23 protein-coding genes are annotated in these 22697 nt (G+C 68.4%); 14 read left to right on the top strand and 9 right to left on the bottom strand.

Features of this window, described 5'->3' with window-relative positions; genetic code table 11:
• Positions 1-134 precede the first annotated feature (134 nt).
• The 9 genes from LG324_RS05425 to LG324_RS05385 all read left to right on the top strand — a co-directional run bounded on the left by LG324_RS05425 (position 135) and on the right by LG324_RS05385 (position 7686).
• Positions 135-1382 carry an IS256 family transposase gene (locus tag LG324_RS05425; RefSeq protein WP_404352353.1) on the top strand — a complete coding sequence of 416 codons (1248 nt, stop codon included), beginning with the start codon at positions 135-137 and terminating at the stop codon, positions 1380-1382.
• Positions 1383-1727: 345 nt separating this feature from the next.
• Positions 1728-2120, top strand: coding sequence for a hypothetical protein (locus LG324_RS05420; RefSeq protein WP_404352351.1), 393 nt, complete (start codon positions 1728-1730; stop codon positions 2118-2120).
• Positions 2121-3251: 1131 nt separating this feature from the next.
• Entirely contained in the window at positions 3252-3638 is a 387-nt protein-coding gene (locus LG324_RS05415) for a hypothetical protein (RefSeq protein ID WP_404352349.1), read from the top strand.
• A gap of 208 nt (positions 3639-3846) precedes the next feature.
• Entirely contained in the window at positions 3847-4269 is a 423-nt protein-coding gene (locus tag LG324_RS05410) for a hypothetical protein (protein WP_404352347.1), read from the top strand.
• A 349-nt stretch (positions 4270-4618) separates the two neighbouring features.
• Positions 4619-5029, top strand: a complete 411-nt coding sequence (locus tag LG324_RS05405) for an SAV_915 family protein (protein WP_404352345.1) — start codon at positions 4619-4621, stop codon at positions 5027-5029.
• Positions 5026-5328 carry a hypothetical protein gene (locus LG324_RS05400; protein ID WP_030529655.1) on the top strand — a complete coding sequence of 101 codons (303 nt, stop codon included), beginning with the start codon at positions 5026-5028 and terminating at the stop codon, positions 5326-5328. The genes LG324_RS05405 and LG324_RS05400 overlap by 4 nt, the downstream gene beginning before the upstream one ends.
• The gene (locus LG324_RS05395) at positions 5325-6527 is read left to right on the top strand and encodes a hypothetical protein (protein WP_404352343.1); all 1203 of its coding nucleotides are present in this window, start codon (positions 5325-5327) and stop codon (positions 6525-6527) included. The genes LG324_RS05400 and LG324_RS05395 overlap by 4 nt, the downstream gene beginning before the upstream one ends.
• Complete coding sequence (locus tag LG324_RS05390) at positions 6524-7276, top strand: hypothetical protein (protein WP_030529657.1); 753 nt, start codon at positions 6524-6526, stop codon at positions 7274-7276. The genes LG324_RS05395 and LG324_RS05390 overlap by 4 nt, the downstream gene beginning before the upstream one ends.
• Before the next feature lie 212 nt (positions 7277-7488).
• Positions 7489-7686 carry a hypothetical protein gene (locus LG324_RS05385; protein WP_030529658.1) on the top strand — a complete coding sequence of 66 codons (198 nt, stop codon included), beginning with the start codon at positions 7489-7491 and terminating at the stop codon, positions 7684-7686.
• Positions 7687-7807: 121 nt separating this feature from the next.
• On the opposite strand, the gene LG324_RS05380 is transcribed toward LG324_RS05385, so the two are convergent.
• The 6 genes from LG324_RS05380 to LG324_RS05355 form a co-directional block, all read right to left on the bottom strand.
• Positions 7808-8956, bottom strand: a complete 1149-nt coding sequence (locus tag LG324_RS05380; RefSeq protein WP_404353128.1) for a DUF2971 domain-containing protein — start codon at positions 8954-8956, stop codon at positions 7808-7810.
• Between the two features lie 983 nt (positions 8957-9939).
• Complete coding sequence (locus tag LG324_RS05375; RefSeq protein WP_404353127.1) at positions 9940-12006, bottom strand: heavy metal translocating P-type ATPase; 2067 nt, start codon at positions 12004-12006, stop codon at positions 9940-9942.
• Positions 12003-12377: an ArsR/SmtB family transcription factor gene (locus tag LG324_RS05370; protein WP_404352342.1), complete on the bottom strand. Its 375-nt coding sequence runs from the start codon at positions 12375-12377 to the stop codon at positions 12003-12005. The genes LG324_RS05375 and LG324_RS05370 overlap by 4 nt, the downstream gene beginning before the upstream one ends.
• Positions 12378-12518: 141 nt before the next feature.
• Positions 12519-13127: a vitamin K epoxide reductase family protein gene (locus LG324_RS05365; RefSeq protein WP_404352340.1), complete on the bottom strand. Its 609-nt coding sequence runs from the start codon at positions 13125-13127 to the stop codon at positions 12519-12521.
• On the bottom strand, positions 13124-13789 hold the full coding sequence (locus LG324_RS05360; RefSeq protein WP_404352338.1) for a DsbA family protein: 666 nt from the start codon (positions 13787-13789) through the stop codon (positions 13124-13126). Before LG324_RS05360 ends, LG324_RS05365 begins: the two co-directional genes overlap by 4 nt.
• A gap of 127 nt (positions 13790-13916) precedes the next feature.
• Positions 13917-14609: a M23 family metallopeptidase gene (locus LG324_RS05355; protein WP_404352337.1), complete on the bottom strand. Its 693-nt coding sequence runs from the start codon at positions 14607-14609 to the stop codon at positions 13917-13919.
• Positions 14610-15034: 425 nt separating this feature from the next.
• Here LG324_RS05355 and LG324_RS05350 point away from each other — a divergent pair, with 425 nt between their 5' ends.
• From LG324_RS05350 to LG324_RS05340, 3 genes are read left to right on the top strand one after another with little or no spacing between them, the layout of a single operon-like run.
• Positions 15035-15433, top strand: a complete 399-nt coding sequence (locus LG324_RS05350) for an ArsR/SmtB family transcription factor (protein WP_404353126.1) — start codon at positions 15035-15037, stop codon at positions 15431-15433.
• Positions 15430-16335 (top strand): cation diffusion facilitator family transporter, encoded by a 906-nt coding sequence (locus LG324_RS05345; protein ID WP_404352336.1) that lies wholly within the window; start codon positions 15430-15432, stop codon positions 16333-16335. The genes LG324_RS05350 and LG324_RS05345 overlap by 4 nt, the downstream gene beginning before the upstream one ends.
• Positions 16336-16345: 10 nt before the next feature.
• Complete coding sequence (locus LG324_RS05340; RefSeq protein WP_404352335.1) at positions 16346-17323, top strand: cytochrome c oxidase assembly protein; 978 nt, start codon at positions 16346-16348, stop codon at positions 17321-17323.
• On the opposite strand, the gene LG324_RS05335 is transcribed toward LG324_RS05340, so the two are convergent.
• Positions 17284-18894, bottom strand: a complete 1611-nt coding sequence (locus LG324_RS05335) for a cytochrome c biogenesis protein ResB (protein WP_404352333.1) — start codon at positions 18892-18894, stop codon at positions 17284-17286. The genes LG324_RS05340 and LG324_RS05335 overlap by 40 nt on opposite strands.
• A 22-nt stretch (positions 18895-18916) precedes the next feature.
• Positions 18917-19543 (bottom strand): TlpA family protein disulfide reductase, encoded by a 627-nt coding sequence (locus LG324_RS05330; RefSeq protein WP_404352332.1) that lies wholly within the window; start codon positions 19541-19543, stop codon positions 18917-18919.
• A gap of 345 nt (positions 19544-19888) precedes the next feature.
• On the opposite strand from LG324_RS05330, the gene LG324_RS05325 reads away from it, so the two are divergent.
• Positions 19889-20089 (top strand): hypothetical protein, encoded by a 201-nt coding sequence (locus LG324_RS05325; protein WP_404352331.1) that lies wholly within the window; start codon positions 19889-19891, stop codon positions 20087-20089.
• Positions 20090-20094: 5 nt separating this feature from the next.
• Entirely contained in the window at positions 20095-21639 is a 1545-nt protein-coding gene (lnt, locus tag LG324_RS05320; RefSeq protein ID WP_404352330.1) for an apolipoprotein N-acyltransferase, read from the top strand.
• Positions 21640-21646: 7 nt separating this feature from the next.
• Here the strand turns inward: lnt and ccsB are convergent, their stop codons facing one another.
• Positions 21647-22615 carry a c-type cytochrome biogenesis protein CcsB gene (gene ccsB / locus LG324_RS05315; protein ID WP_404352328.1) on the bottom strand — a complete coding sequence of 323 codons (969 nt, stop codon included), beginning with the start codon at positions 22613-22615 and terminating at the stop codon, positions 21647-21649.
• Between the last annotated feature and the right edge of the window lie 82 nt (positions 22616-22697).

Below are 22697 nucleotides of genomic sequence, written 5' to 3'. Positions count from 1 at the left end.
GGATACTGCGCCAGTTGAGTCCCCGATAGTGGTGTAGCGCGGTTGCGGAGATCGTCCTGATGATGGACGTGGATGCGGCCACCGCGTGATCCTTCGAGTGAACGTCTCACAGCACCCTCGAACGGAGCATCACGATGACCGCACCACACATTGTCGACCCTGCAGGCCTTCTGGGTGAAGCCCTCGCGCAGGCCTCCCCGGATCTGATGCGCAGCCTGCTGCAGTCGATCATCAACGCGCTGCTGTCCGCGGATGCCGACGCCGTTGTCGGGGCGGAGTACGGCCGGCCCTCCCCGGGACGCAGCGCGCAGCGCAACGGCTACCGGCACCGGGACCTGGACACTCGGGTCGGCACGATCGATGTCGCGATCCCCAAGCTGCGCACCGGCACCTACTTCCCCGAGTGGCTGCTGGAGCGGCGCAAGCGGGCCGAGTCCGCGCTGATCACGGTGGTGGCCGACTGCTACCTCGCCGGCGTGAGCACCCGACGGATGGACAAGCTGGTCAAGACCCTGGGTATCGACTCGCTGTCGAAGTCGCAGGTGTCCCGGATGTCGGGCGAGCTCGACGCCATCGTCGAGGACTTCCGCCACCGCCCCCTGGGCGATGCCGGACCGTTCACGTTCGTCACCGCGGACGCGCTGACCATGAAGGTCCGCGAAGGAGGCCGCGTGGTCAACTCCGTGGTCCTGCTCGCCACCGGCGTCAACGGCGACGGACACCGCGAGGTCCTCGGGCTGCGCGTGGCCACCAGCGAGAGCGGGTCGGCGTGGAACGAGTTCTTCGCCGACCTCATCGCCCGCGGCCTGGCCGGGGTGCGCCTGGTCACCTCCGACGCCCACGCCGGGCTGCGCGAGGCGATCGCCGCGAACCTGCCCGGAGCCTCCTGGCAGCGGTGCCGCACCCACTACGCGTTCAACCTCATGGGCGTGACCCCGAAGTCGATGTGGCCGGCGGTCAAGGCGATGCTGCACTCCGTGTACGACCAGCCCGACCACCACGCCGTCCACGCCCAGTTCGACCGGCTCCTGGACTACGTCGCCGACAAGCTCCCCGCCGTCCACGACCACCTCGACGCCGCCCGGGCCGACCTGCTGGCCTTCGCCACCTTCCCGAAGGAGATCTGGACCCAGATCTGGTCCAACAACCCCACCGAACGCCTCAACCGGGAGATCCGCCGCCGCACCGACTCCGTCGGCATCTTCCCCACCCGCACCGCGATCGTGCGACTCGTCGGCGCTGTCCTGGCCGAGCAGACCGACGAATGGGCCGAAGGGCGCCGCTACCTCGGCCTCGAGGTCCTCGCCCGCTCCCGCGTCACCATCGTGCCCTCAGCCGACCAAGAGATCGGAGCCGACGCCCTCCCCGCCCTGACCGCATAACCACAAAGAGGAGCACGCAGCGCTACACCACCATCAGGGACTTGACCTGACTCACCGGACGAGTCGTGTCCATCTCCGCGCTGTTGGGTGCCCACTGAGGGAATGTGCGCCATGACGCGGCGGGCCCCTCTCGCTCGAGCACTGGCCGATGCTTCAAGCACCTTCTGACTGGAGGGCTACGCGACAGCGGCCGACGGTCAGACTCTCGCGTGAACCACCCTCATCTGCCGGGAAGGGCGCGGAGGATCAGGCCTGCGAAGAGGAGCACCGGATCTGCCCGGACCGACTCGTCCGGGCGCTCGTCAATCTCCGGCCGGCGGCGCTTGATGGTGAGAGCATCTGCGCATGCGCAGGTGGACGACGGGATTCTTCATCGTGCCCTTTCTTGGGCTCGTTGCCGCTGGCGGCATTGGTCCGCACGTCTCGGCGTCTCCAGCGCTGACGCTCGCCTCCATCGTTGGGCTTGGCATCGGTCTGATGTGGCAACTCGTTGACCGCAAGGATATCGCTGATCGGCTCACCTGGCTCTCTGTCCTGTTTGCGATCGGGGCGTTCCTCCAGTTCCTCTCTGGTGTGACTTCAGGCTCCGTTGCCCTCCATCTGCCTGCGCTCTTCTTCGGCTTCGGAGTGACTTCGAGCGTCGTGCTTGCGGAGGCTTACCTGCGCCGCCGCGATAGGTCTCGAGGACCAACTGGCGGAGACGCTCTGCGGCTCAATGCCAAGCATTCCGACCGGTAGCCGGCCGTCTGTCCGAGTCGTCCACCCGCCTCTACTTCCGCTCATGCCGCAGATCGTCATGACCGAACGGGCGCAACATCCGCTTAGCGAGCCGGCCGAATTACCGCTAGGACCCGCTGTGCGAAGGCAGCGGCTCGGCCCTCAGCGCCCAGGCCCTTGACCACGTCAGCTAGGTCGTCCATGGAAGCGGTCGACACGCGGCCCTCGCTGCTGACGACGCCGGCGATCCAGGCATCAAGCGCTGCGGCAAGCACCTCGTCATCGTTCTCCGGTGGTGAGGCCATGGGGTACGCCAAGCCGAGTTCGGACCAGAGGCGTTCGAGGTCGCCTACCTGGGTAGCCGACAACTGGTGCATGTCGCCAGTGTGTCAGCACGGTTCGCTTCCGCTCATGCCGCCGGGCGCGGATCGATGTCGCGATCACCAGGCCTTGGCGCAGAGGCCGCGCTACGGTCTGATCCGTGAAGCGCGTCGCCGTCCCGGTGCTGGCCGTGCTGGCTGTCCTCCTCGCATTTGCGGGTTGGGGGCTCGGGGCACTTCCGCTCAGTGGAGCGGAGCCCAACGGCATGTACGTGGAGTGTGGGCCGGCCCTCTTCGGTCGACCGTCCCCGTTGCCGGACCCTTCCTGCGGAGCCGCGTACTCGCCCCTCCCGATCCTCAGCATTGCGTTGCTACTCGCCGCGCTCGCAGCCTTCGCGGTCGTGGGCAGCCGGTACGTCAGGACTCGGGCATCACAAACAGCCCGCTGACGGCCGACGCATCCGCTCATGCCGCGATTCGCTACTCGGGTGGCCTGGCGATCGAATCCTCAGTCGGGTCCCAACCCATCATGCGGCGGAACGCCCGGTACTCGTCACGCTGCTCGTGCGTGATGCGGCATTCCGGGTCTGAGCACCATCCGGAATCCTCAGGTACGAACCATCGGCTCCGGTCGCGACGGGGCTTCTGCCGGCCCGGCCTTCGTGGCCAGATGTGAGGCACCTTCCAGTCCGCCCCACAGACGGGGCAGGGGTGCTCTCCGTCCGGGAAAATCACGACCCGAAGACTACGCCGAGCGGCAAGAAGATCGCACGCTCATGCCGCGGATCGCGAACGTGGCGCCAGGCCTATGAGTGGGTGCGAAGATCACTGCGTGGAGCACGCCGATGAGGTTCGGAATATCGAGTCGGACATGCGAGCGGCCGGCTGGGCAGGTCACAAGGGCCTCGACCGTGAATTGCGAAGTTGGAACCAGCTAGCAGCCGAGGTCAACACCTACGAAGCGACGGTCGACGACTACACGAACGATCTGTGTTCGCGAGATTACTTGGCGGACTTCGCCAGCCGAGCGTCGAAGGACCTACGGGTGCAGGTTCAGGTACACATCGCCGGCGCCGATGCGACGTTTCGAGCAGCCACGATCGATGATGCCGAAGGCCTCTTGGGCAAGTACTACCGAATCGAACTTAAGGACGGCTGGTGGTGGCGACGGAAGCCGTCCTCGGGACCGTTGGCGGAGTGGTTGAGCCGCTGGGCATAACGCACTCTCACGCCGCGGGGACCTCCCAAGGTGGAGTCAGCGGTGCTACTCCCGTGATGCAGAAGTCTGCCGCTCGCACTCGGGTGCGCGTGCCGCAGCAGGCGCCGTCAGCCTCCCCTTGCTACGAGATGGCTCAATGAAGCGCCTTCCCCGCCAATCAGCCGCGCCTACTCTGAAACCCTCAGTGGCACGAGTCGAAGGAAACACAGTGGGTGCGCCGCGAGTCGTTGCCGTTGCACTGGCTGCGCTCGTCCTGCTGGTCAGCTGCTCGCAACCAGAACCGGTCGACATGGCCGGAGACAGTTCGCAGCAGGTTCAGCCGAGCATGGACAGCGCCATGAAGAACGAAGCCACGTGCATGGACACGATCGTCGAGCTCCACCGGTTGCTCGGGGAGCCGCAACCCACCGACCTGGTCAAGCCAGCCGTACGCGACGCCGCGGCAACGGTCATCGGCCCACCCCCAGAGGACCCGACCGGCGCCCAAGCAAAGCGGTGGCGAGGCATCGTCCTCCTCGGCACCATCTGGATGGGCGCGAAGCCGTCCGGTGCTCAGGAGTTCTGCTCCCGGATGGCACACGCGCACCACCTCTACCCCGGTGAGCTGCCACAGGACGGCACGGCAGCCTGAGAGCTGCCACAGGACGGCACGGCAGCCTGAGCTGGGCCCTTGCTCTTGGGTCACCGTGCAGCGTATTCGTGGACGGGAGCGCTGAACTCGAATTCGACAGGCAGCGCCGCACCAAGGCAGGCGCGCCAGCCAACCCACTGATCTGGCTAAGTCCTCTAACCCTTCATCCGCTCATGCCGCGTTGCGCTCGATGCTTGACCACACCGGGGGAGCAGATTTGCGACTACTCGCAAGCCGTTTGAGTGGCACGCCGCGCCGGGGTCGTCGTACGGTCGAACCGACTAGTACCGATCAGTAGCCGGGCTCGAGGGAGCGGACCGGCGAACCGCGACCCAGGGGGTGGCCGCAGATGAGCACACCGCAGACGTTTGCCCGACCTCGCGACGGCGAGACGTTCGAGGAGTTCCAGGCCCGCTACCGGGCCTCCATCCCGCCGGTGCTGTACCTGCCGGTGGCCCGTGCCACAGGCGTGGACGAGCCGCTCGAGATCGAGATGCGTACCACGACTGACGGCAGGTTGGCGCTGCTGGCGTACTCGGCCTTTGACCGGTTGCTGGACTGCTGCGGTCCGCACCAGCCGTACGCGCTCGTGCCGACCGCGAACTTGGACCGGCTCAAGGCGGAGCAGCCCTACGACGTCGTCTACTTCGACATGACCATCCCCGACGAGCTGCGCCACACCGAGACCGAACCGGCCGACCCGGCGCCGGCGGTGCGCGAGGTCGGGGACCCAGCCGGTCCGGGACGGAGAACCTCGTGAGCGACTTCGACATCTCCCCGGCCCGGCTGACCTCGATGGCCGGCACCCACGCCGACGCCGCGAGCGAGGTCGCCGGCACCGCACCGGCCCAGCCGGCCGGTGTCGACGGCGGCGAGGGCGGCCCGCACGTGCTGCTCATGCTGGCCGACCTCGGCGCCGATGCCGACGCCTTGGCCCAGCTCAACACCGGCACCGCCTCCGCCCTGCGCACCGTGGCCGCCGACACCGAAGCCACCGACGCCGAGGCCGCCGCCGTGCTGCGCCAGTCCGCGGCCCCGATCTGCACCCCGGCGTCATGATCGACACCGACCTGCCCGGATCGTTCGCCTCGCTGCAGGCCGCCTCGAGCTGGCTTGCCGACCTGGCCGACGCGATGGACGGCGCCGGCGACGACGCCGTGGCCGCCCGCTCGGCCGCTGCCGCCGACTGGGACGGGGCCAGCCACGCCGCCTACAACGCGCACGTGAGCGAGGTCATCACCGCCGGCGACGCCCGCGTCGGGGTCGTGCGGCGCTGCGCCCATGCCGTGGACACCTACGCCTGGGAGCTGCAGGCGTGCCAGGCCGAGATGGCCGCCCATCGCGCGCGCGCCGCCGCCGGCGGCCTGGCCGTGGTCGGCGCCACCATCGAAGCCCCACCGGCCGCGTTCGACCCCGGGCCGCCGCTGCTGATGGCCACCCCCGCCCAGCAGCGCCAGTACGACAACGACCAGGATGCGTTCACGGGCCGGCTGGAGCAGAACGAGCTCTACGAGCAGCTGCGCATCGACGTGCGCGCCACCTACGACCGCCTCGACGCCTGTGTCACCGCTACCTTGGCTCCGGCCCAGGAGGAGGCCGCGTCCGACTCCGGCCTGAAGGCCCTGCTAGCCAAGGCCAAGGCCGCCGCCGAGCGCACCGGCAACGCGATCGACTTCGGCGGGACCGCGTTCACGGTGCGCGAGAGGGACTTGCGCAAGGCCGCCGACCGCGCCGCCACCGCCCTGGCCGCCAGCCGCTCCCGCAACCCGGCCGTCCGATCCGGCCGGGTTCCGCCCAGCGCGAGAGGGCTGGCCAACGCGGCCAAGCCCGGCACGAAGGCGGCCAACCTGATCGCCGAAGCCGGCGAGGTGGCCCGGTGGGGCAAGGTCCTCAAGTTCGGTGGCCCGGTCCTGGGTGTGGTCAGCTCTGGTATCGCCCTGGCCAACGGTGAGTCACCGAGCTCGGTGGGCGTCGGGTTGGTCGCCGGTCTGGCCGCCGGCGTCGCGACCGGCGCCGTCGTGGCCGCCGGCGTGGTCACCGCCCCGGTGTGGGTGACTGCCGGCGCAGTCGTGGTCATCGGCGGCGTCGTGGCATGGGGCGCCACCAAGGCGTGGGAGACGTGGGTGCCCGAGGATGTGCGCGAGTCCATCGACGACGGGGCGCGGGCGGCATGGGACTGGACCACCGACACCGCCTCGGACGCCTGGGACGGCGCCACCGACGCGGTCTCCGGGGCGTGGAATAGCGTGTTCGGGTGACCTCCGACCAGCCCGCGGCCCCGCGAGGCGGCACGAGTACGCCGCACCCCCACCCCCGCAAGCGCGGCATCGTGCTCGGGATGTTCGCTGTGCCGCTGCTGGTGTGGTGCGTCGTCGCCGTGACCGCCGGAACCAGAGCGCCGCTGGTGGCCATCGCGTTGGCGTGCCTACCGTTGCCGTTGCTCGCGCTGCCGCAGGTGTGGCCCGACCTGACCCGCCAGCGTCGTAGCGCCGCCCCCGTCCAGTCCGGCCGGGCCCTGGTCTTCGACGCCCCGGCCGCCGATCGGTGGAGCTACGCCGTCATGGCGCTCCTCTTCCTGGCCGCACCGCTCTTGGTGCACTGGGACGCCGCCCGCATCGGCGAGCAGGTCCCCACGCAGATCCGCTTCTGGCTCTGGCTGGCCGTGCCACTGGGTGTGGCCGGGGTGTTCTGGCAGGCCCGCTGGCGACGAACCCAGATCAGCCTCGACCCAGCGCTGGTCAGCGTGCAGACCTCCCGCGGGGTGGTCGAGATCCCTTGGGGGCAGCTCGCCGACGCTCCGCCCAACGGCGGCCCGCGGTTGGAGGCGATGCTCGCCGCAGGTGGTGGCGTGATCGACGGACATTCCCTACGCGCCGATCCCCACCGCGTCGCCGACGTGATCGAGTTCTACCGCACTCACCCGTCCTTGCGTCGAGAGCTCGCCACTGGCGAAGCCACGGACCGCATTGACCGTGGTGACGTCACCAGTGCCCCGCCTTCGCACTAAGCGGCCGACAGGGCTTCAGCTCCTCCGCCCAAGCCCCAACAGTCTGCTCCACCACGTCGAGCGAAGACCTCTCCCTCGTCGCGCCTCGTCTGACCAGCCCGAACGGATCGTGCGGGCGAAGTTTGCGCTCATGCCGCGACGGGGGAAGTTCGATCTGGGGACAAGCCCTGAAAGGGCTGCCTCGTCCGGCGCTCATACCTCACAATCGACCCATGCGGGCGAGGACGGCAGACCTTTACTGGTCGGCGGGTGGCTTCGTCATCGCCAGCGTCAACGCCCTCGAAAGCGTGGGCATTAGCGGGTTCCTCTGGGCCTTGGCGGCCTTCGTCATGCTGGTGGGCTTTGTGACGACTGCTGTGCGTCTGATCCGCACGCGAAACTTGCAGCGCCCCTCCACCACCGTTCCCTGACGGGGTCCACCGTCCGTGCGCTCATGCCGCGATGAGGGAGTTCAAGTAGCAGCGAAGAGACGCGAATCGGGATCGGGGATTCGATGCAGATGGGCATGAGGCGGCGTCATCGAAGGTGAATCTAGCGAGCCCCTGTCGTTTCCTCACCCTGGTCTCCACTCAGCTTTGGCTCCACCGACCCCAGTCTGCGCTCGAGGTCGAATTGGCCCTGCAGGCCGAGAGCCGCGGCGCGGAGCTGCTGGTGCACCTCGTCCCAGATCGCCGCTCCAGAGGAAATCGCACCTTCGCGGGCGACACGCCAATGCTCGCGCTGGTGATTTGGAGCATCCGTCATGATCTCAGTTCGAACTGCAGCGTGCAGCCTGAACCTGTCCTCACCAATAACTTGCAGGGCTGCCGACGCAACGAATACGTGTTGCCTGTCGGGGACTGCGGTGAGCACCACCAGCGAACCTGTTTCATAGTGGACCTCCTCACCGAGGACGCCTGGTCGTCTGGCTCGCTCTCTGGGTGGTACGGCATCGATCCCGTCCCATGTCTCCATGTCGGTCGCTGGCCACGGTCGGAGTTGCTCTGAGAGCTGCCTCACGTCCTCAAGCATCCGAGCGCGGAGCTCGCTAGCCGCTGACTCGGCCACATCGTGAAGATCTGCTGCGCGGACCTCCGCCATGCGAAGGGCCGAGATGCGCTCCCCAAGCGTTCCGCTCCGACGCCCCGCCCAATGTGGCGACACATCCGGCGCTTCGTTTTGTGACCTGTCGAACGGCCAACAGGTCAATCGGCGGTTGTGGAAGCTTGCACGAAACAACTCGACTCTTGGGTACCCGGACAAGACCTCCATCAAGGCGGGGAGCCGGTGCTTTGGGAAGCGGTCCCCGAGAACCACCCCCGTCAAAGCCGACTTGATGTCCAGGTCAAAGTGAAGAGGCGACTGATCGAGCCTGACGAGTCGGTACTCCGACTCATTCGCCCAGTCAATATGCTTCCGAAAAAAAATGGATGACGAGTGTGTGTCCGCGTGAGCGATGGCTACCGCATCAACACCGAACTCCCGCACTTGCCCTATATCAATTCCGTGAGGCCCCGTACCCATTGACACCGATCGGTACGTTACGGGGCCGTGGAACACGCGAGCATCACCAGTCGCCGGAGCCGCAAGCGCCTCGACCAACCTCTCTCTGTCGAAGCGCAGACATATGCCGGCGTGATGAGCTCCATAGTGCGCCCAAAGTGAGAGGTGCGCCCAGCCTCTGAGGGCGTCGCGATCCATCACGTGTTGGGGTAGTTCCCAATCTTGAGTCAGGCACGCGACCTTCGCGTTGACCCTTATGTGTCGATCGATCTCCTCCCAAATAGCGCGTTGCTCCCCTAGGCGAAGGATCTCAACGTCGTCCTCATGCGCGCTTAGGGTTAAGTACGTCGGACGGGACTCCCACAAATCATTGGTTGACTCGAATGGTGACAGGCGGAGTGTTCCGGAGTTAAGTATCCCAAACACCCCAGCCTCCGCACTGGTGTAGTGGTAGAGATGGGAAGTCAACGATCTGGATGCGGCGCGCAGTTCTGCGTCGAAGTAAGCGTCATGATCCTGATCCATAGCCGTATCGAACCACCATGCAGGTTGACGGAGCGGCTCAGAGTCATTGGGCTTGCGGGCGCCGCAAGGGCTTGGGCCTAACCTGAAGTTGACTTCCACCGTAGTGGGTGGATAGGGGCGCCCACAGTGGGCGGAGTGGGGCACCCCAGTGGCGGAAGGGACGCGTCCACCACCACATGCTCGTGGGGGCCGCTCTTGCCCACTCGCGACTTCCTCGGACTGGTCGTTTGCCCAAGCGTGGCGGGCGCCACCCGGGTTTGGTCCTCCCCAGCGCCAAGGCGTGCGGCTGCCCAGCCACACGCATCTCACCAAGAGCGTCGAGGATCAGCCGGAGCACCTGTCAGGCCTCAGGCGAAACAATGTCGCGGCTCGGGGCGCCGTAGCTGGGGTCATCACCCTGACTGTGACGGCATCAACGACACCACGGGGCGCACCGAAACAGCGGACGGAGCTGGCGGGGGGACTCGAACCCCCAACCCCCTGTTTACAAGGCTGGCCAGCGCCGATTCGCAGGCGTCTGACCTGCGTAAACACACTGTAGGCCGTGCCGCGCGAACCTGCGTGCGATACGAACGTCATGACATGGCGTGGCCAGTCCGCCTCGGCGCAGTCCGGTGAGGTGGCCTTGAGGGTTGCGCCCGGAGACGGAGATTCGGTCACAGCCTCCCAGAGCGGGACACCTGCGGGGAAGCCACGCGACCGGCCTGGCCCTCCCGGCGCGGCCCGGCGTCACCTGACGGAAGCACGGAGTGCCGCATTGTTCGACCAGCGCGAAGGCCGTTGCCGATGACCACGACCTCCGCGAGCTCATGGACGAGCACGACCTGGGCGAGGCTGAGGACACCGAGCAAGGCCAGAGGCATGAGGACCACGATGATCGCCAGGGCGAGGGCGATGTTCTGGGTCATGATGCCCCTGCCGCGACGCGCGTGTTCGAGGGCCAGGGGGATGAGCCGCAGGTCCTGTCCGGTGAACGCGACGTCGGCCGACTCGATGGCGGCCGCCGAGCCACGCACGCCCATGGCGATGCCGACAGTGGCAGCCGCCAGGGCCGGAGCGTCATTGATGCCGTCACCGATCATCGCCACCGGGGACCTGGATCGGAGCGACTCGATGGCGGAGGCCTTGTCGGCTGGGAGCTGCTCTGCCCGGACGTCGTCGATGCCGACGCGCGCGGCCAGTGCGTGGGCAGTGCGAGCGTTGTCCCCGGTGAGCATCACGGCGTCGATACCGGCTGCTGCGAGCTGGGCCACAGCGAAGGGTGCGTCCGGCGTCAGCTCGTCGCGGATCCCGATGACACCGGCGACCACGCCGTCGACGTCGACGACGACGATGCTCATGCCTTCGCCGGCCATCCGGTCAGCGTCCGCAGCGAAGGACCTCGGATCGACCCAGCGGGTGCTCCCGACCCGGACCGAGCGGCTACCGACCTTTCCGGTGATCCCGTTCCCGGGGTGCTCGGTCACGTCCTCGGCGGACGGGAACGATGGGGCGGCCTCGACGAGAGCATGCGCGAGGGGGTGCGTGCTCGAGGCCTCCAGGGCGGCGGCGAGCTGGACCACCTCGTCCTCGGTGTACGGCGGAAGGGGCCGAACCTCGACCACCTGGGGCTGGTTGCGCGTCAAGGTGCCGGTCTTGTCGAAGGCAACCGTCCGAATGGTGCCGAGCTGCTCGAAGGACTCGCCGGACTTGATGACGATGCCGTAGCGACTCGCAGCACCGATGGCGGACACCACCGTCACCGGCACGGCGATCGCCATCGCGCACGGCGACGCCGCGACCAGGACCACCAACGCCCGCTCGAACCAGGTCGAGGTGTCGCCGACCAGAACGCCGTACAGGGCGACCAGCGCTGAACTGGCGAGGACGAGTGGCACGAGGGGACGCGCGATGCGGTCGGCAAGCCGCGCGCGCTCCCCCTTGCGGGCGTGCGCCTCTTGCACCAGGCGGACGATGGTGGTCAGCGAGTTGTCGTTGCCGTCTGCGGTCGCACGCAGCCGCAGCCGGCCCCCGCCGTTGACCGACCCCGCCAACGCTTCGGTCCCGGGCCCGACCTCCACCGGGATCGACTCTCCGGTCACGGCGGAGGTGTCCAGGCTGGACAGGCCGTCGACGACGGTGGCGTCCGTCGACAGACGATCCCCGGCAGCGAGAACCAGCACGTCACCGCAGCGGACCTCCGACGCCGGGACTGACGACTCGAGGCCGTCGCGCACGACTCGGACTGTCTGAGGGATCAACGCCAGGAGGGCCGTCAGGCCGTGCTTGGCCTTGTCCATCGCCCGGTCCTCAAGGGCCTCCGCAATCGAGAACAGGAACGCGAGTGCGGCCGCCTCGGCGACCTGCCCGAGAGCGACCGCTCCCACGGCGGCGATGGTCATCAGCAGCCCGACGCCCAAACGTCCGGAGAGCAGCCGACGAAGGGCGCCCGGAACGAACGTCCACGCGCCCGCCGCCAGGGCGATGACGAACGCGCCGAGGGCCACCTGCTCCGATGCCTCCGACCACTGCACGCCGTAGCCGATCGCGACGAACACACCGGAAACCACGGGCAGGAGCAGCGCCCGGTCACGCCACCAAGGCGCGAAGTCCGCCACCTCCGGCGGCGTGGGGATCCCGGGGGAAGAGCCAGCAATCGCGCCGACGACGCGGGGCTGGGCCTCCGGCAGGGGCTGCCGGCCCAGCCGGATCGGCTCGTCGCCGCCGCAGCACTCCTTGCTCATGCGCCCGCGCCCGTCATGGCTGCGCTGCGCGAGCAGCACGGTCCGGCGTCACACCCGTCGTCGACACAGGGCGCACCCTCGTCAACCGCGATGACGACCCGCACGAGCTGCTCGATGGCCCGGGTCAGGTGGGGATCGGCGATCTCGTACCTCACCTGCCGCCCCTGCGGCTCCGCGACCACCAAACCGCACCCGCGCAGACAGGCCAGGTGGTTCGACACGTTCGACCTGGTCAGACCCAGGCACCGAGCCAGAGCCGCGGGGTACGTAGGGCCCTCGAGGAGCTCGATGAGAATGCGCATGCGCGTCGGATCTGACAGCGCCCGGCCCAGTCGCCCGAACACATCGGCCCGCTGTGAACTGTTCAGCATGCGCTGACCATACAGCGGAGAGTGACATGTCCGCTAGCTCGGCTGGACAGGAACCTGGCGCGGCAGGATGGCCAGGGCAGCCTCAGGTGCCTGCGTCAGCCCGGCCCGTGGCACGCCTTCGGGTCGCATGGCGTCGTGCGGTCAGGCGCCCCAGATGTTCGCCAGCGCCCCCGTGACGAGGATGACGACGCCGCCGGTCCACGCGATGCCGATGAGCACGGCGTTCCGCCCCATCGAGCGCAGGAGGCGTCCGGTCGGCGCCAGGACGGAGATGGCGGCCATGGCCGCGACAGGGACGCAAGCCCACACGAGCATGCAGTAGGGACAGAGGGCGCCGATGACGAACACGCTCTGAAAGATCAGCCAGTGGACGAAGGCCCACCCCAGGAGCGACCCCCCGGCGAGGGCGGCCCAAAACCAGGTCCTCATCCTGGCCCCCGCGAGAACGGCGGCCCCCACCGCGGCGACCACGGGAAACGCCGCCAAGCCGATGACAGGGTTGGGAAAGCCGAAGACCTCCGCCTGAGGGCTGCTCATCACCGCACCACAGTTGACGGTGGCGTTGACGGTGCAGCTGGGCACGTAGAACGGGTTCGCCAGGAGCAAGAACTTCTCCACGACGAGGACGGCCGCCGCCAGAGTGCCCAGCAGGCCGCTGAGCAGAAGGGCGAATGCGGCCGCCCGGGAGGGGAGGAGGGTGCGGTCCTGGACGGAGGAGCCGGTGAACGAACCGCCGCTCTCGGTCGTCACCTCGCGATGGCCGCGTCGAGCAGCTGGCGCAGGCCTTCTTCGCTGTTGGGCTGGATCATCTGGCCGTCAAGGAAGAAGGTCGGCGTGCCCTGGACCCCCAGAGCCAGCCCGTCCTGCCGGTCCTTCTCGACCCGCGCCTTGACGTCGGCGGAGGAGACGTCGGAGTCGAAGCGACTCAGATCGAGACCGAGGTCCTCGGCGAAGGTCCGGAACAGGGGTGCCTGCGAGGACTCCTGCTCGCCCCACTCAGCCTGCGTTTCGTACATGCGCGAGTACATCTCCTCCAACTTGCCCTGCCGGGCTGCGGCCTCGACAGCCACGGCGGCATTCATCGCATTCGCGTGGCTGTCGATCGGGAAGTATCGGATGACGAACTCGACCCGGCCCTCGTAGTCCTTGCGGAGCTTCTCGACCAGCGGGTAGGCCGCACGACACGCTTCGCATTCCAGGTCCAAGAACTCGACGAAGACGGGGCTTCCCGCCGGCGCCTTCGAGAGCCGGTGGCTGTCCTCGCGCACCACGAGCTCGGGCGCGGCCGGTGAGCTGGCTTCGGCTTGAGGACGCGCCTCGGGGGCGCTGGGGCGGGCGATGGCGGTCAAGATGGCCACCACGGCGATGACGACGGCGACGACAACGCCTGACGCGATGGCTCGGCGGTTCATTCAGTTCCCAATCGGACGGTGCGGCGGAGGGACGCCCAACCGTAACATCTGATCGCTCGTTCAGAGATCGAGGACGGGTGCGCCCACGAGGACCTCGGAAGGAGAGCGTGAACTGCGAGGTGGAGCATCAACCGATCTGGATGCCCCTACTGCGCAGCCAGGGAATCGGGTTCTGCGGGTTGTCGACCCTCGGGGCAGGGTGGATCTCGACGTGGAGGTGGTTGCCGAACGAGTAGCCGGTGTTGCCGACCTTGCCGACCACGTCACCTGGCATGACCGTGTCTCCGGCTTGGACCAGTCGAGCGCTCATGTGTGCGTACCAGGAGACCGAGCCGTCCCAGTACTGGATCTCGATCTTGTTGCCGAAGCTGGAGTCGACGAACGAGCGCACCACGGTGCCTCGTGACATCGCGTACAGGGGCGTCCCGGCCGGAGCGCCGATGTCCAAGCCGTCGTGGGTCTTGCCCCATCGAGGGCCGAAGTTCGACGTTTGCCGACCCGTACGGATCGCCTTCACCCAGCGCTTGCCCTCCCGCTCGGCCTTGGCCTTTGCGGCCGCTTCGGCCGCGGCCTTTCGTGCGGCCGCGCGGGACGCGCGCTCCTTGGCTTCGGCCTGCCCTTGGAGGGCTGAGCGCTGGGCCGACGCGGCCTGGCGCCTCGAGGCGAGGTCCCCCACCGTCGCACGTTGAGCGACGGCGTCGAGCGTTGCGGCCCGGGCCTCGCCTTCGGTGAAGTCCAGTCGCATGGCGGTGGTCGAGTCGGCGACGGTCGCACCTGTGGCCGTGACGACCAGGGCGGCGGCGGTGACGGTCGGCAGCACAAAACTCGTGGACATCGAGCGGCGTTGGCGCGCACCTCCACGCGAGACGCGGTGACGTCCGGCAGAGTGGCGCCCGCGGTATCGCGAACTCACGGGGCAGAGGACCTTCGAGGGAGGGCGGGGCCTCCACACCATAGCGTGACCGTTTCGTAATCAAAAGATGGGGCTGGGCGGAGCACGACCTGCCCCGCCGACGACCCAGCACGCGGGGCCAGCCACCTGACGGAGACGCGTGACGGCGTTCGATGCGCGCGGCGGTCGGGCGGTCGTCTGCCCGCTCGCACGACACTCGCCTGGCTGGTCCCACGACAGCCCCTTGCTGATGCAGGACAAGACCGTGCCGCAGCGCGAATTGACATCCAGGAGCGGTGCGCCCACGCTAACGTCTGATCGTTCGTTCAGAGATGGAGGATGTTGTGCCTGAGATCATCGGTCTCGACGGGTGCACCGTCGACTGCGTACACCCGGAGAAGGTGGCCTTGGTCGTCGCGAGCGCGCCGGACCCGGACGAGCTGTCGGTTGTCACCCAGGTCTTCAAGCTCCTCGGCGACCCGACGCGCGCGCGACTGCTCTACGCCCTCCTCGAGGCGGGCGAGCTGTGCGTCTGCGACCTCGCGGCGTCGACAGGTACCGCCGAGTCGACCGTGAGCCAGGCGCTCCGCATGCTGCGGGCGTCAGGGGTCGTGACAGGTCGGCGTGAGGGGCGCAACGTCTTCTACCGGCTGTCCGACGGACACGTGCGGATGCTGCTCGACGTCACTCGCGAGCATGTCGTCCACACGACGTCGGTCGGGTCGTCGGAGCGCCAGGGGGCGGTTCGATGAGTGGCGGACATTCGCACGGGCCCGGCGCCACGGCAGGTGGCCGTCACCGGTGGCGCCTCGCGGTGGCCTTCGGCCTGGTGGCCTCGTTCTTCGGAGTCGAGCTCGCGGCCGGAATCATCTCGCAGTCACTCGCCCTGCTCTCCGACGCCGGGCACATGGCCGCGGACGTGGTGACGCTGGGAGCCGCCCTGGTGGCGACGCGCATCGCGACGCGACCCGACACCACCGGCCGTCGGACCTTCGGCTCCTACCGAGCGGAGATCTTCGCCTCCGGGTTCGCGGTTCTCGTCATGGTGGGAGTCTCGGTCTACATCGTCATCGAGGCGATCGGGCGCATCGGGTCCTCCCCGGAGGTCGGCTCGACCGCCATGTTCGTCGTCGGCGGGATCGGCCTGCTGATCAACGTCATCGCCCTGCTCCTCCTGCGTGGGGGCGCCGGCGAGAGCCTCAACGTCAAGGGCGCGTACCTGGAGGTGGTCGCGGACACGGTCGGGTCCGTCGGCGTCATCCTCGCCGCGATTCTGGTCACCACCACGGGTTCTGCCGTGTGGGACACCGTCATCGCTCTCGCGATCGGCGCGTTCGTCCTGATCCGGGCCCTCAGGCTCGGCCGAGAGGTCCTTGCGGTTCTGGGTCAGCACGCTCCGGCAGACGTGGAGCCCGTGGAGGTCCTGCAAGCCCTCGAGGCGGTCGACGGCGTCACGGAGGTCCATGACCTGCACGTGTGGACGCTCACCTCCGGAATGGACGTTGCCACCGCACACCTCGTGGCTCGCGAGGACTCCGCAGATCGCGTGCTCACTGATGCGTCAGCCGCCCTTCGCGAGCGGTTCGGGATCGCGCACGCCACGCTTCAGGTCGAGACCAGCGAAAACAAGCACTGCCAGAACGTCGACTGGTGATCCGGCGTCGATGAGCCTTCACGCGGCCCCTGCCGGCTTCGACGGGCCGGTTCGGCTGCCGACCGAACCCCCCACCTGGTCGAGCTTCTTGGTGCCCGACCTGCAGCCCGTTCCCGTCCTGCCGGTCCTCGGACTGGTCCTGGCGGCGGCGTACGTCGCCGGAGTCGCTCGACTTCGGTGGGGTGGTCGGCGGTGGCCGTGGTGGCAGACCCTATTGTTCTTGAGCGGCTGCCTCCTCCTGGTGCTCATCACGGGCACCAGAGCCGAGGCCTACGGGTTCGAGATGTTCTCCGTGTTCATGTTCCAGCAGCTGACGCTCATGATCGCGATCCCGCCGCTCCTGATCCTCGGCCGTCCCGGGACGCTGTTCCTCCGGGCGGTGCCACACCGAGGAATCGGCAGCCACGTCCTCAGAGCCGGGCTCTGGGGCCTTCGGAGCGCCGCGGGCCGGGTCGTGCTGCACCCTGCCGTCACCGTGCCGCTGTTCTTGCTGGCGTTCTACGGGCTGTACTTCGGGCCGGCGGCCGACCTGCTCCTCGCCTCGTGGGCCGGGCACCTCTCACTGGAGGTGGCGTTCCTCGCCATAGGGGTCCTCTTCACCGCACCCGTGCTGTCCAGCGACCCTCTACCTCGCCGGCACGGTCATGGACTCCAGATCGGCGAGATGTTCGTCGAGATGGCCGTGCACGCCTTCTTCGGGGTCATCGTCATCATGGCGGTCGCGCCGATGGTGCCGGCGTTCACCCACCCCCCGCTCTCGTGGGGCATCGACGTGATGGGCGATCAGGCCGTGGCCGGCGCCCTGGCCTGGTCCTACGGCGAGCTCCCCGCTCTCGTCGTCCTCCTCATCGTGCTTCGCCGCTGGTTCCGCAGCGACTCGCAAGCCGCCCGCGCCAAGGACCTCCAGATCGACCGGGACGGAAACCCCGACCTGGACGCCTACAACGACTACCTGCGCGGCCTGTCCAGCCGTTCCGAAGGGCTCTGACCCACACCGAGGCCCGCGGTCACTGCCGCCAGCTCCTCGACCATGGCCGTGTCGTCATCCTTGGCCAGCCCACCGATCTCGACCCTGACGGTGTCGGGAGCCTGGCCGGGTGAGCAGCGGACGAACACGCGCCTCCGCGGGACCACCATCGACAACACCAGCCCGCCGAGGGCCACCAACGCGGACACCAAGGTCACGATCTTGCCGGGATCGGTCCTGATGGAGAACCCCGCGAAGCGCTTCACCCCGTCGAACGCGATGGAGCCTCGCCCATCGGGTAGCTCGAACACCTCCCCCGGACGCAGCAGGATTCGAAGCTGGTCCCTGCCGTCCTTTCCCGGCACCGGCTTCATCGTCGCCGTGTCGAGGGTGTAGACGGACTGGGGGCGCCCACCAGTGAAGAGATCACCCTCGAACGCGGTCAGGGCCAGCTGTGGGTCCAAGAGGTCGGGGAAGATCGAAACCGGACCGGTGGCAGGGTCGATCTGTCCGGTGGGCAGGAAGAAGCCCGCGAAACCGAGCTGTTTCGGGGAGGCGCCGGCCACCTTGACCGCGCCCACCGAGGTGTAGTTGTTGTCCTGCGCGAGAAACGGAGTGGCGTCGGAGTACAGGACGGCGCCCGCTGCGTCGCGCACCGTGATGACCGGCGCGTACCCGTTGCCCAGGAGGTACACCGTTCCGCCCCCAGTTTCGAGGGGACCGTTGACCCTCACCATGCGCGACGCGTTGGTCCCGTCAGGTGCCACGAACGTCGTGGCAGCCTCGAAGTCCCGCGGAGCCCCGAACTGGCCACGGCCAGTGGTCTCGCGTTCGAACTCGGCGGTGAACCGGTCCAAGGTCAGCGACCACGGTTCCAGCGCGTTGACGTCCATCCAGGCGCCGGGTTTGAAGGTGTCATACCGGGACAAGGTGTTCGCAAATGTCTTGCCCTCGGGCAGGATCACGTCACCGCGCCATCCCAGGAGCTGAGCGGCAGCCATGCCGACGAGGACCCCGACCAGGGCCACGTGGAAGGCGAGGTTCCCTACTTCTCGCAAGTAGCCCTTCTCGGACGAGAGCGAGACGCCATCGTGGGCGTGCACTCGGTACCGGCGGCCGCGCAGGACCGTGCGCGCCAGACCCAACGCCTCGTCCACGTCGCCGTCGACGACCACCTGGGTATGCGTGGAGAGCCGGTCCAGACGGCGGGGAACACGCGGCGGCTTCGCCCGCAGCTGACGGACCAGCAGCCGCGTTCGGGGGACGACACAGCCGGCCAGTGAGGTGAAGAGCAGCAGATAGATGGCTGCGAACCACGGCGAGGAGTAGACGTCGAAGACACCCAGCGAGTCCAGGACCTTGCCCGCCCTCGGGTTGTCCGCGATCCACCGTGCCGCGCGCGAGGCATCGATGTTTCGCTGAGGGAATGTCGACCCCGGCACTGCGGCCACGGACAGCAGGAGGAGGAGCAGGAGCGCGGTACGCATACTGGTGAGCTGTCGCCAGGCCCACCGGGCCCAGCTCACCCCGGCGAGACGCGGGGTGGCGGGCAGGTCACCGGGCTCGGAGGAGCGCTTCGCGGGCTCGCCCATCAGTCAGGCACCTGGGGAGGGTTCACTCGGCGACGGCGTCGTCGATGAGCGCCGTGAGCGTCGACACGTCGACGGGGCCATTGACCCGAGAGGCAATCCGGCCTCGACGGTCGAGAACCAGGGTGGTGGGCACAGTCGGCGCCTTTCCCTGCAGTGCCAGGATCAACGTCCCTGACTCGTCACTGAGGCTTGGGTAGGTCAGGCCCATCCTCGTCATGAACGCGAGTCCGCGTGCGGGGTCCTCTCGGAAGTCGATACCCATGAAGACCACTGGCAGAGAACGCTTTTCGACGTCCTCCCACACGTCCTGCAGGTGCGGGGCCTCGGCGACGCACGGGGCGCACCAGGAGCCCCAGACGTTGATGACCACGATGCTGCCGATGGCGCTGGAGCTCGCCCACTGCCCTCCGTCGAGCAACGCCCCCCGCAGGGAGACGGGCTCGCTCCTGTCGGCGGGCGCGATCTTCTCGACGGTGCCGTCACCGGAGATGTAGCCCTTCTGGTCCCCCGCCTTCGCCTGGGCCGCCAACGATCCCGGGTCATCGCCGCACCCGGCCAGCGCGAGCGCCCCCACGGCCAGAGCCCCGGCCAGCGCACCACGTCGGTGGACGTCCGCACCTGTCGTGCGACGCGGGGGCGTGCGGAGCATCGGGCAGTCCCTTTCGTCCGAGAGTCCCCAGAGGCGAACACCTGACCGAACAGTCAGATGGCTCGGCTACGGTGTCCCACGACCCCGCACCCTGATGCCGAGCGATCCCCCACGGCCCGGGTGCAGCCACGCAGGAGGGACGCCGATGACGCCGACAGCAGGCACCCGCGAAGGCCGGCGTTCAGCCGACCCTGAGAAGACGGCCGAGCTGCGACGTCGACCAGCTGGCGTGGGGCGGCGCCCCATGGCGAACCCAGCATCCCTGTCGCGCGGCGACATTCGGATCGGGCCAGAGGTCGGAACGCCGGCGAGCCTGCGGTTGGCGCGCGCGAACGATCTGTGGACATGACCGTTCTCGTCGACTACGTCAGGGCCCTGACGCCGCCGGTCGCCATCGGGTTCGTCTTCTACCGCATCATCCGCTCGATGCTCGAGGCTGATCGGCGCGAACGCCGCGCATTGGCTCGCTGGGAAGCCGAGCAGGGGGCAGACGCGGCGCCGGAACCACCATCAGGCGCGGACGGCACAGCGGACGACGTGAAGTGAGAGCCGTGTGCGCTCGCCTCGGCCTGGCGCCGCTCGCAGGGCTGACCCTTGATGCCGCCTTCCCCGGTCGCGGGCTGTGGTTCGCCGCTCCCCTGGCGCTCGCCGTCCTGTTCCTCTTGTTGACGACCAGCAGCGTCCGGCTCGGGGGCGCGATCGGGTTCCTGTTCGGCTTGGGGTTCTTCGTCCCTCATGTGTCCTGGTCGGGAATCTACGTCGGCGCGCTGCCATGGCTGGCCCTCGCCACCCTGGAAGCCACCTTCGTTGCGGTGTTCGGAGCGGCCACCTCGCTGGCCGGACGATGGCTTGGGCCCAGCGCTCATCTCCTCACCGCACCCCTGCTCTGGGTCGGCGCCGAAGGGCTGCGGTCCCGAACGCCGTTCGGAGGCTTCCCTTGGGGGAGGGTCGCCTTCTCGCAGGTCGACGGGCCGGCCCTGGGTTGGGCGTGGCTCGGTGGCGCTCCCATGGTGACCCTCGTCGTGGCCTTCTCGGGCTCACTGCTCGCCATCGGGACGCGGGGCCTTCTCGTCCGTCGCGGGCAGCGACCGTGGCGACGCCTGGCTCGACTCGCGGCCTCGGTGACCATGGCGGCCGGCGTCCTCGCCGCGGGTGTGCCCCTCCTCGCCACAACGCGAGAATCCGCTGACACATCGGTCAACGTGGCAGCCATCCAGGGGAACGTGGCCCAACCAGGTCTCGACTTCAACGCCGAGCGCCGTGCGGTCCTGCGCAACCACGTCAGCCAGACCCTGCTGTTGGCAGAAGACGTGCGGGAGGGGCGAGAGCGCCGACCCGATGTCGTGCTGTGGCCGGAGAACTCCAGTGACATCGACCCCACCCGAGATGCTCAGGCGGCCTCGGACATCACCCGGGCCACTCGAGCGCTGGGCGTGCCGGTCGTCATCGGTGCAGTCCTGGCCGAGCCCGAGCCTCGGGTCTCCAACGCCACCCTGGTCTGGTCGCCGCTCGGCGCCATCACCGATCGCTACGTCAAGAACCGCCCCGTTCCGTTCGCCGAGTATGTTCCGTTTCGCGGACTGGTCAGGTCCATCACCGCAACGGTCGACCTCGTCAGGAAGGACTTCGCGCCCGGAAGGGGGCCCCACACGGTCGACGCCGGGGCCATCCGTCTCGGTGTCGGCATCTGCTTCGAGGTGGCGTTCGACGACCACCTGCGCTCCGCGGTGGCGGATGGAGCCCAGCTGTTGTTCGTCCCCACGAACAACGCGACCTTCGGTCGGACCGACGAGAGCGTGCAACAGCTGGCCATGTCTCGGCTGCGAGCCGTCGAGCTCGGACGTTCGGTCGCCCACGTCTCCACCGTCGGGGTGAGTGGCCTGATCCGCCCGGACGGGTCCTTCGCCGCCAAGGGTGGGCACTTCACGGCCGAACGCCTGACAGCGACTCTCCCGCTCTCGCAGACGAGGACCCCCGCGATGCGGGTCGGAGGGCCGATCGAGGGAGCCATCGCTGCCGCCGGCCTGGGCACACCCGTGCTCGGATACGCCCGGACCCGGTGGGCACGGCGACACCCCCTACGAGGGAACCGCTGATGGGTCGTCAGAGCCCCGAGTAGGAGTGCATGCCGACGATGTAGATGTTGACCACCGTGTAGTTGATGATGATGCAGCCGAACCCGGCGAGGGCGATCCAGGCCGCGCTCTGGCGGCGCATGCCGGTGGTGGCGCGGGCGTGGAGGTAGGCGGCGTAGACGGTCCAGATGACGAAGGTCCACACCTCCTTGGGGTCCCACTGCCAGTAGGCACCCCACGCCTGGCGGGCCCAGATGGCGCCGGCGATGAGGGTGAAGGTCCACAGCGGGAACGCGACGACGTGGATGGCGTAGGTCAACCGCTCGAGCGCCCGCGCATCCGGGAGCCGGTCCATGAACGACACGGGCCGCTCGTCGGCCGCCTCGAGACGTGCCTGGACGAGGTAGATGATCCCGAGCGAGAACCCGATGGTGAACAGCGCGACCGACAGCGTCGCCACGGACACGTGGATCGCCAACCACACCGAGCGCAGCGACGGCATCAGCTCGGAGGCGTCGGTGTACCAGACGGTGATCGCGAGCCCGAGGGTGAGGAGCACCGGTCCGGTGACGAACAGGCCCAGCCACCGCAGGTCGCGCCGGGTGGACCAGCCGACGTAGGCGAGCAACGTGAGCATGCAGCCGACGACGGCGAACTCGTACATGTTGCCCAGCGGCCAGCGGTGCACCTCGAGGGTGCGCAGCGCGACGCCCGCGACCGTGAGCAGGGTGCCCAGCAGGGTCAGGCTCCAGGCGATGCCACCGGCCTTGCGCGCGCGGGTCGACTCGGCCTCCGGGGCCTCGGACGTGGTCGGTTCGGCGGCGGGCGCCGTCTCGCCGTCGGAGGTGACGAGCTCACGCTCGACGACCTCGGCCTTCGCCCGCGTGGGGGCGAGGCGGGCGAGGTAGATCGCGCTCATGACCATGGCGAGGGTGAGCACGGCCATCGCCGAGTAGATCGCCAGGTTCGAGAGCTGGGCGAGCGTGGTGTCGGTCATCGGATGCCTCCATAGGCACGTAAGGAACGTCGTCGACAGCGTGCGTCCTGGCGGGGTCCTCGAAGAGTACAACTTCAGAACG

The sequence above is a fragment of the Phycicoccus jejuensis genome (assembly GCF_044797865.1).
GTDB lineage: Bacteria > Actinomycetota > Actinomycetes > Actinomycetales > Dermatophilaceae > Phycicoccus > Phycicoccus jejuensis.
The sequence above is the reverse complement of the archived record's forward strand: the minus strand, read 5'-3'. Positions and strand labels throughout refer to the sequence as shown.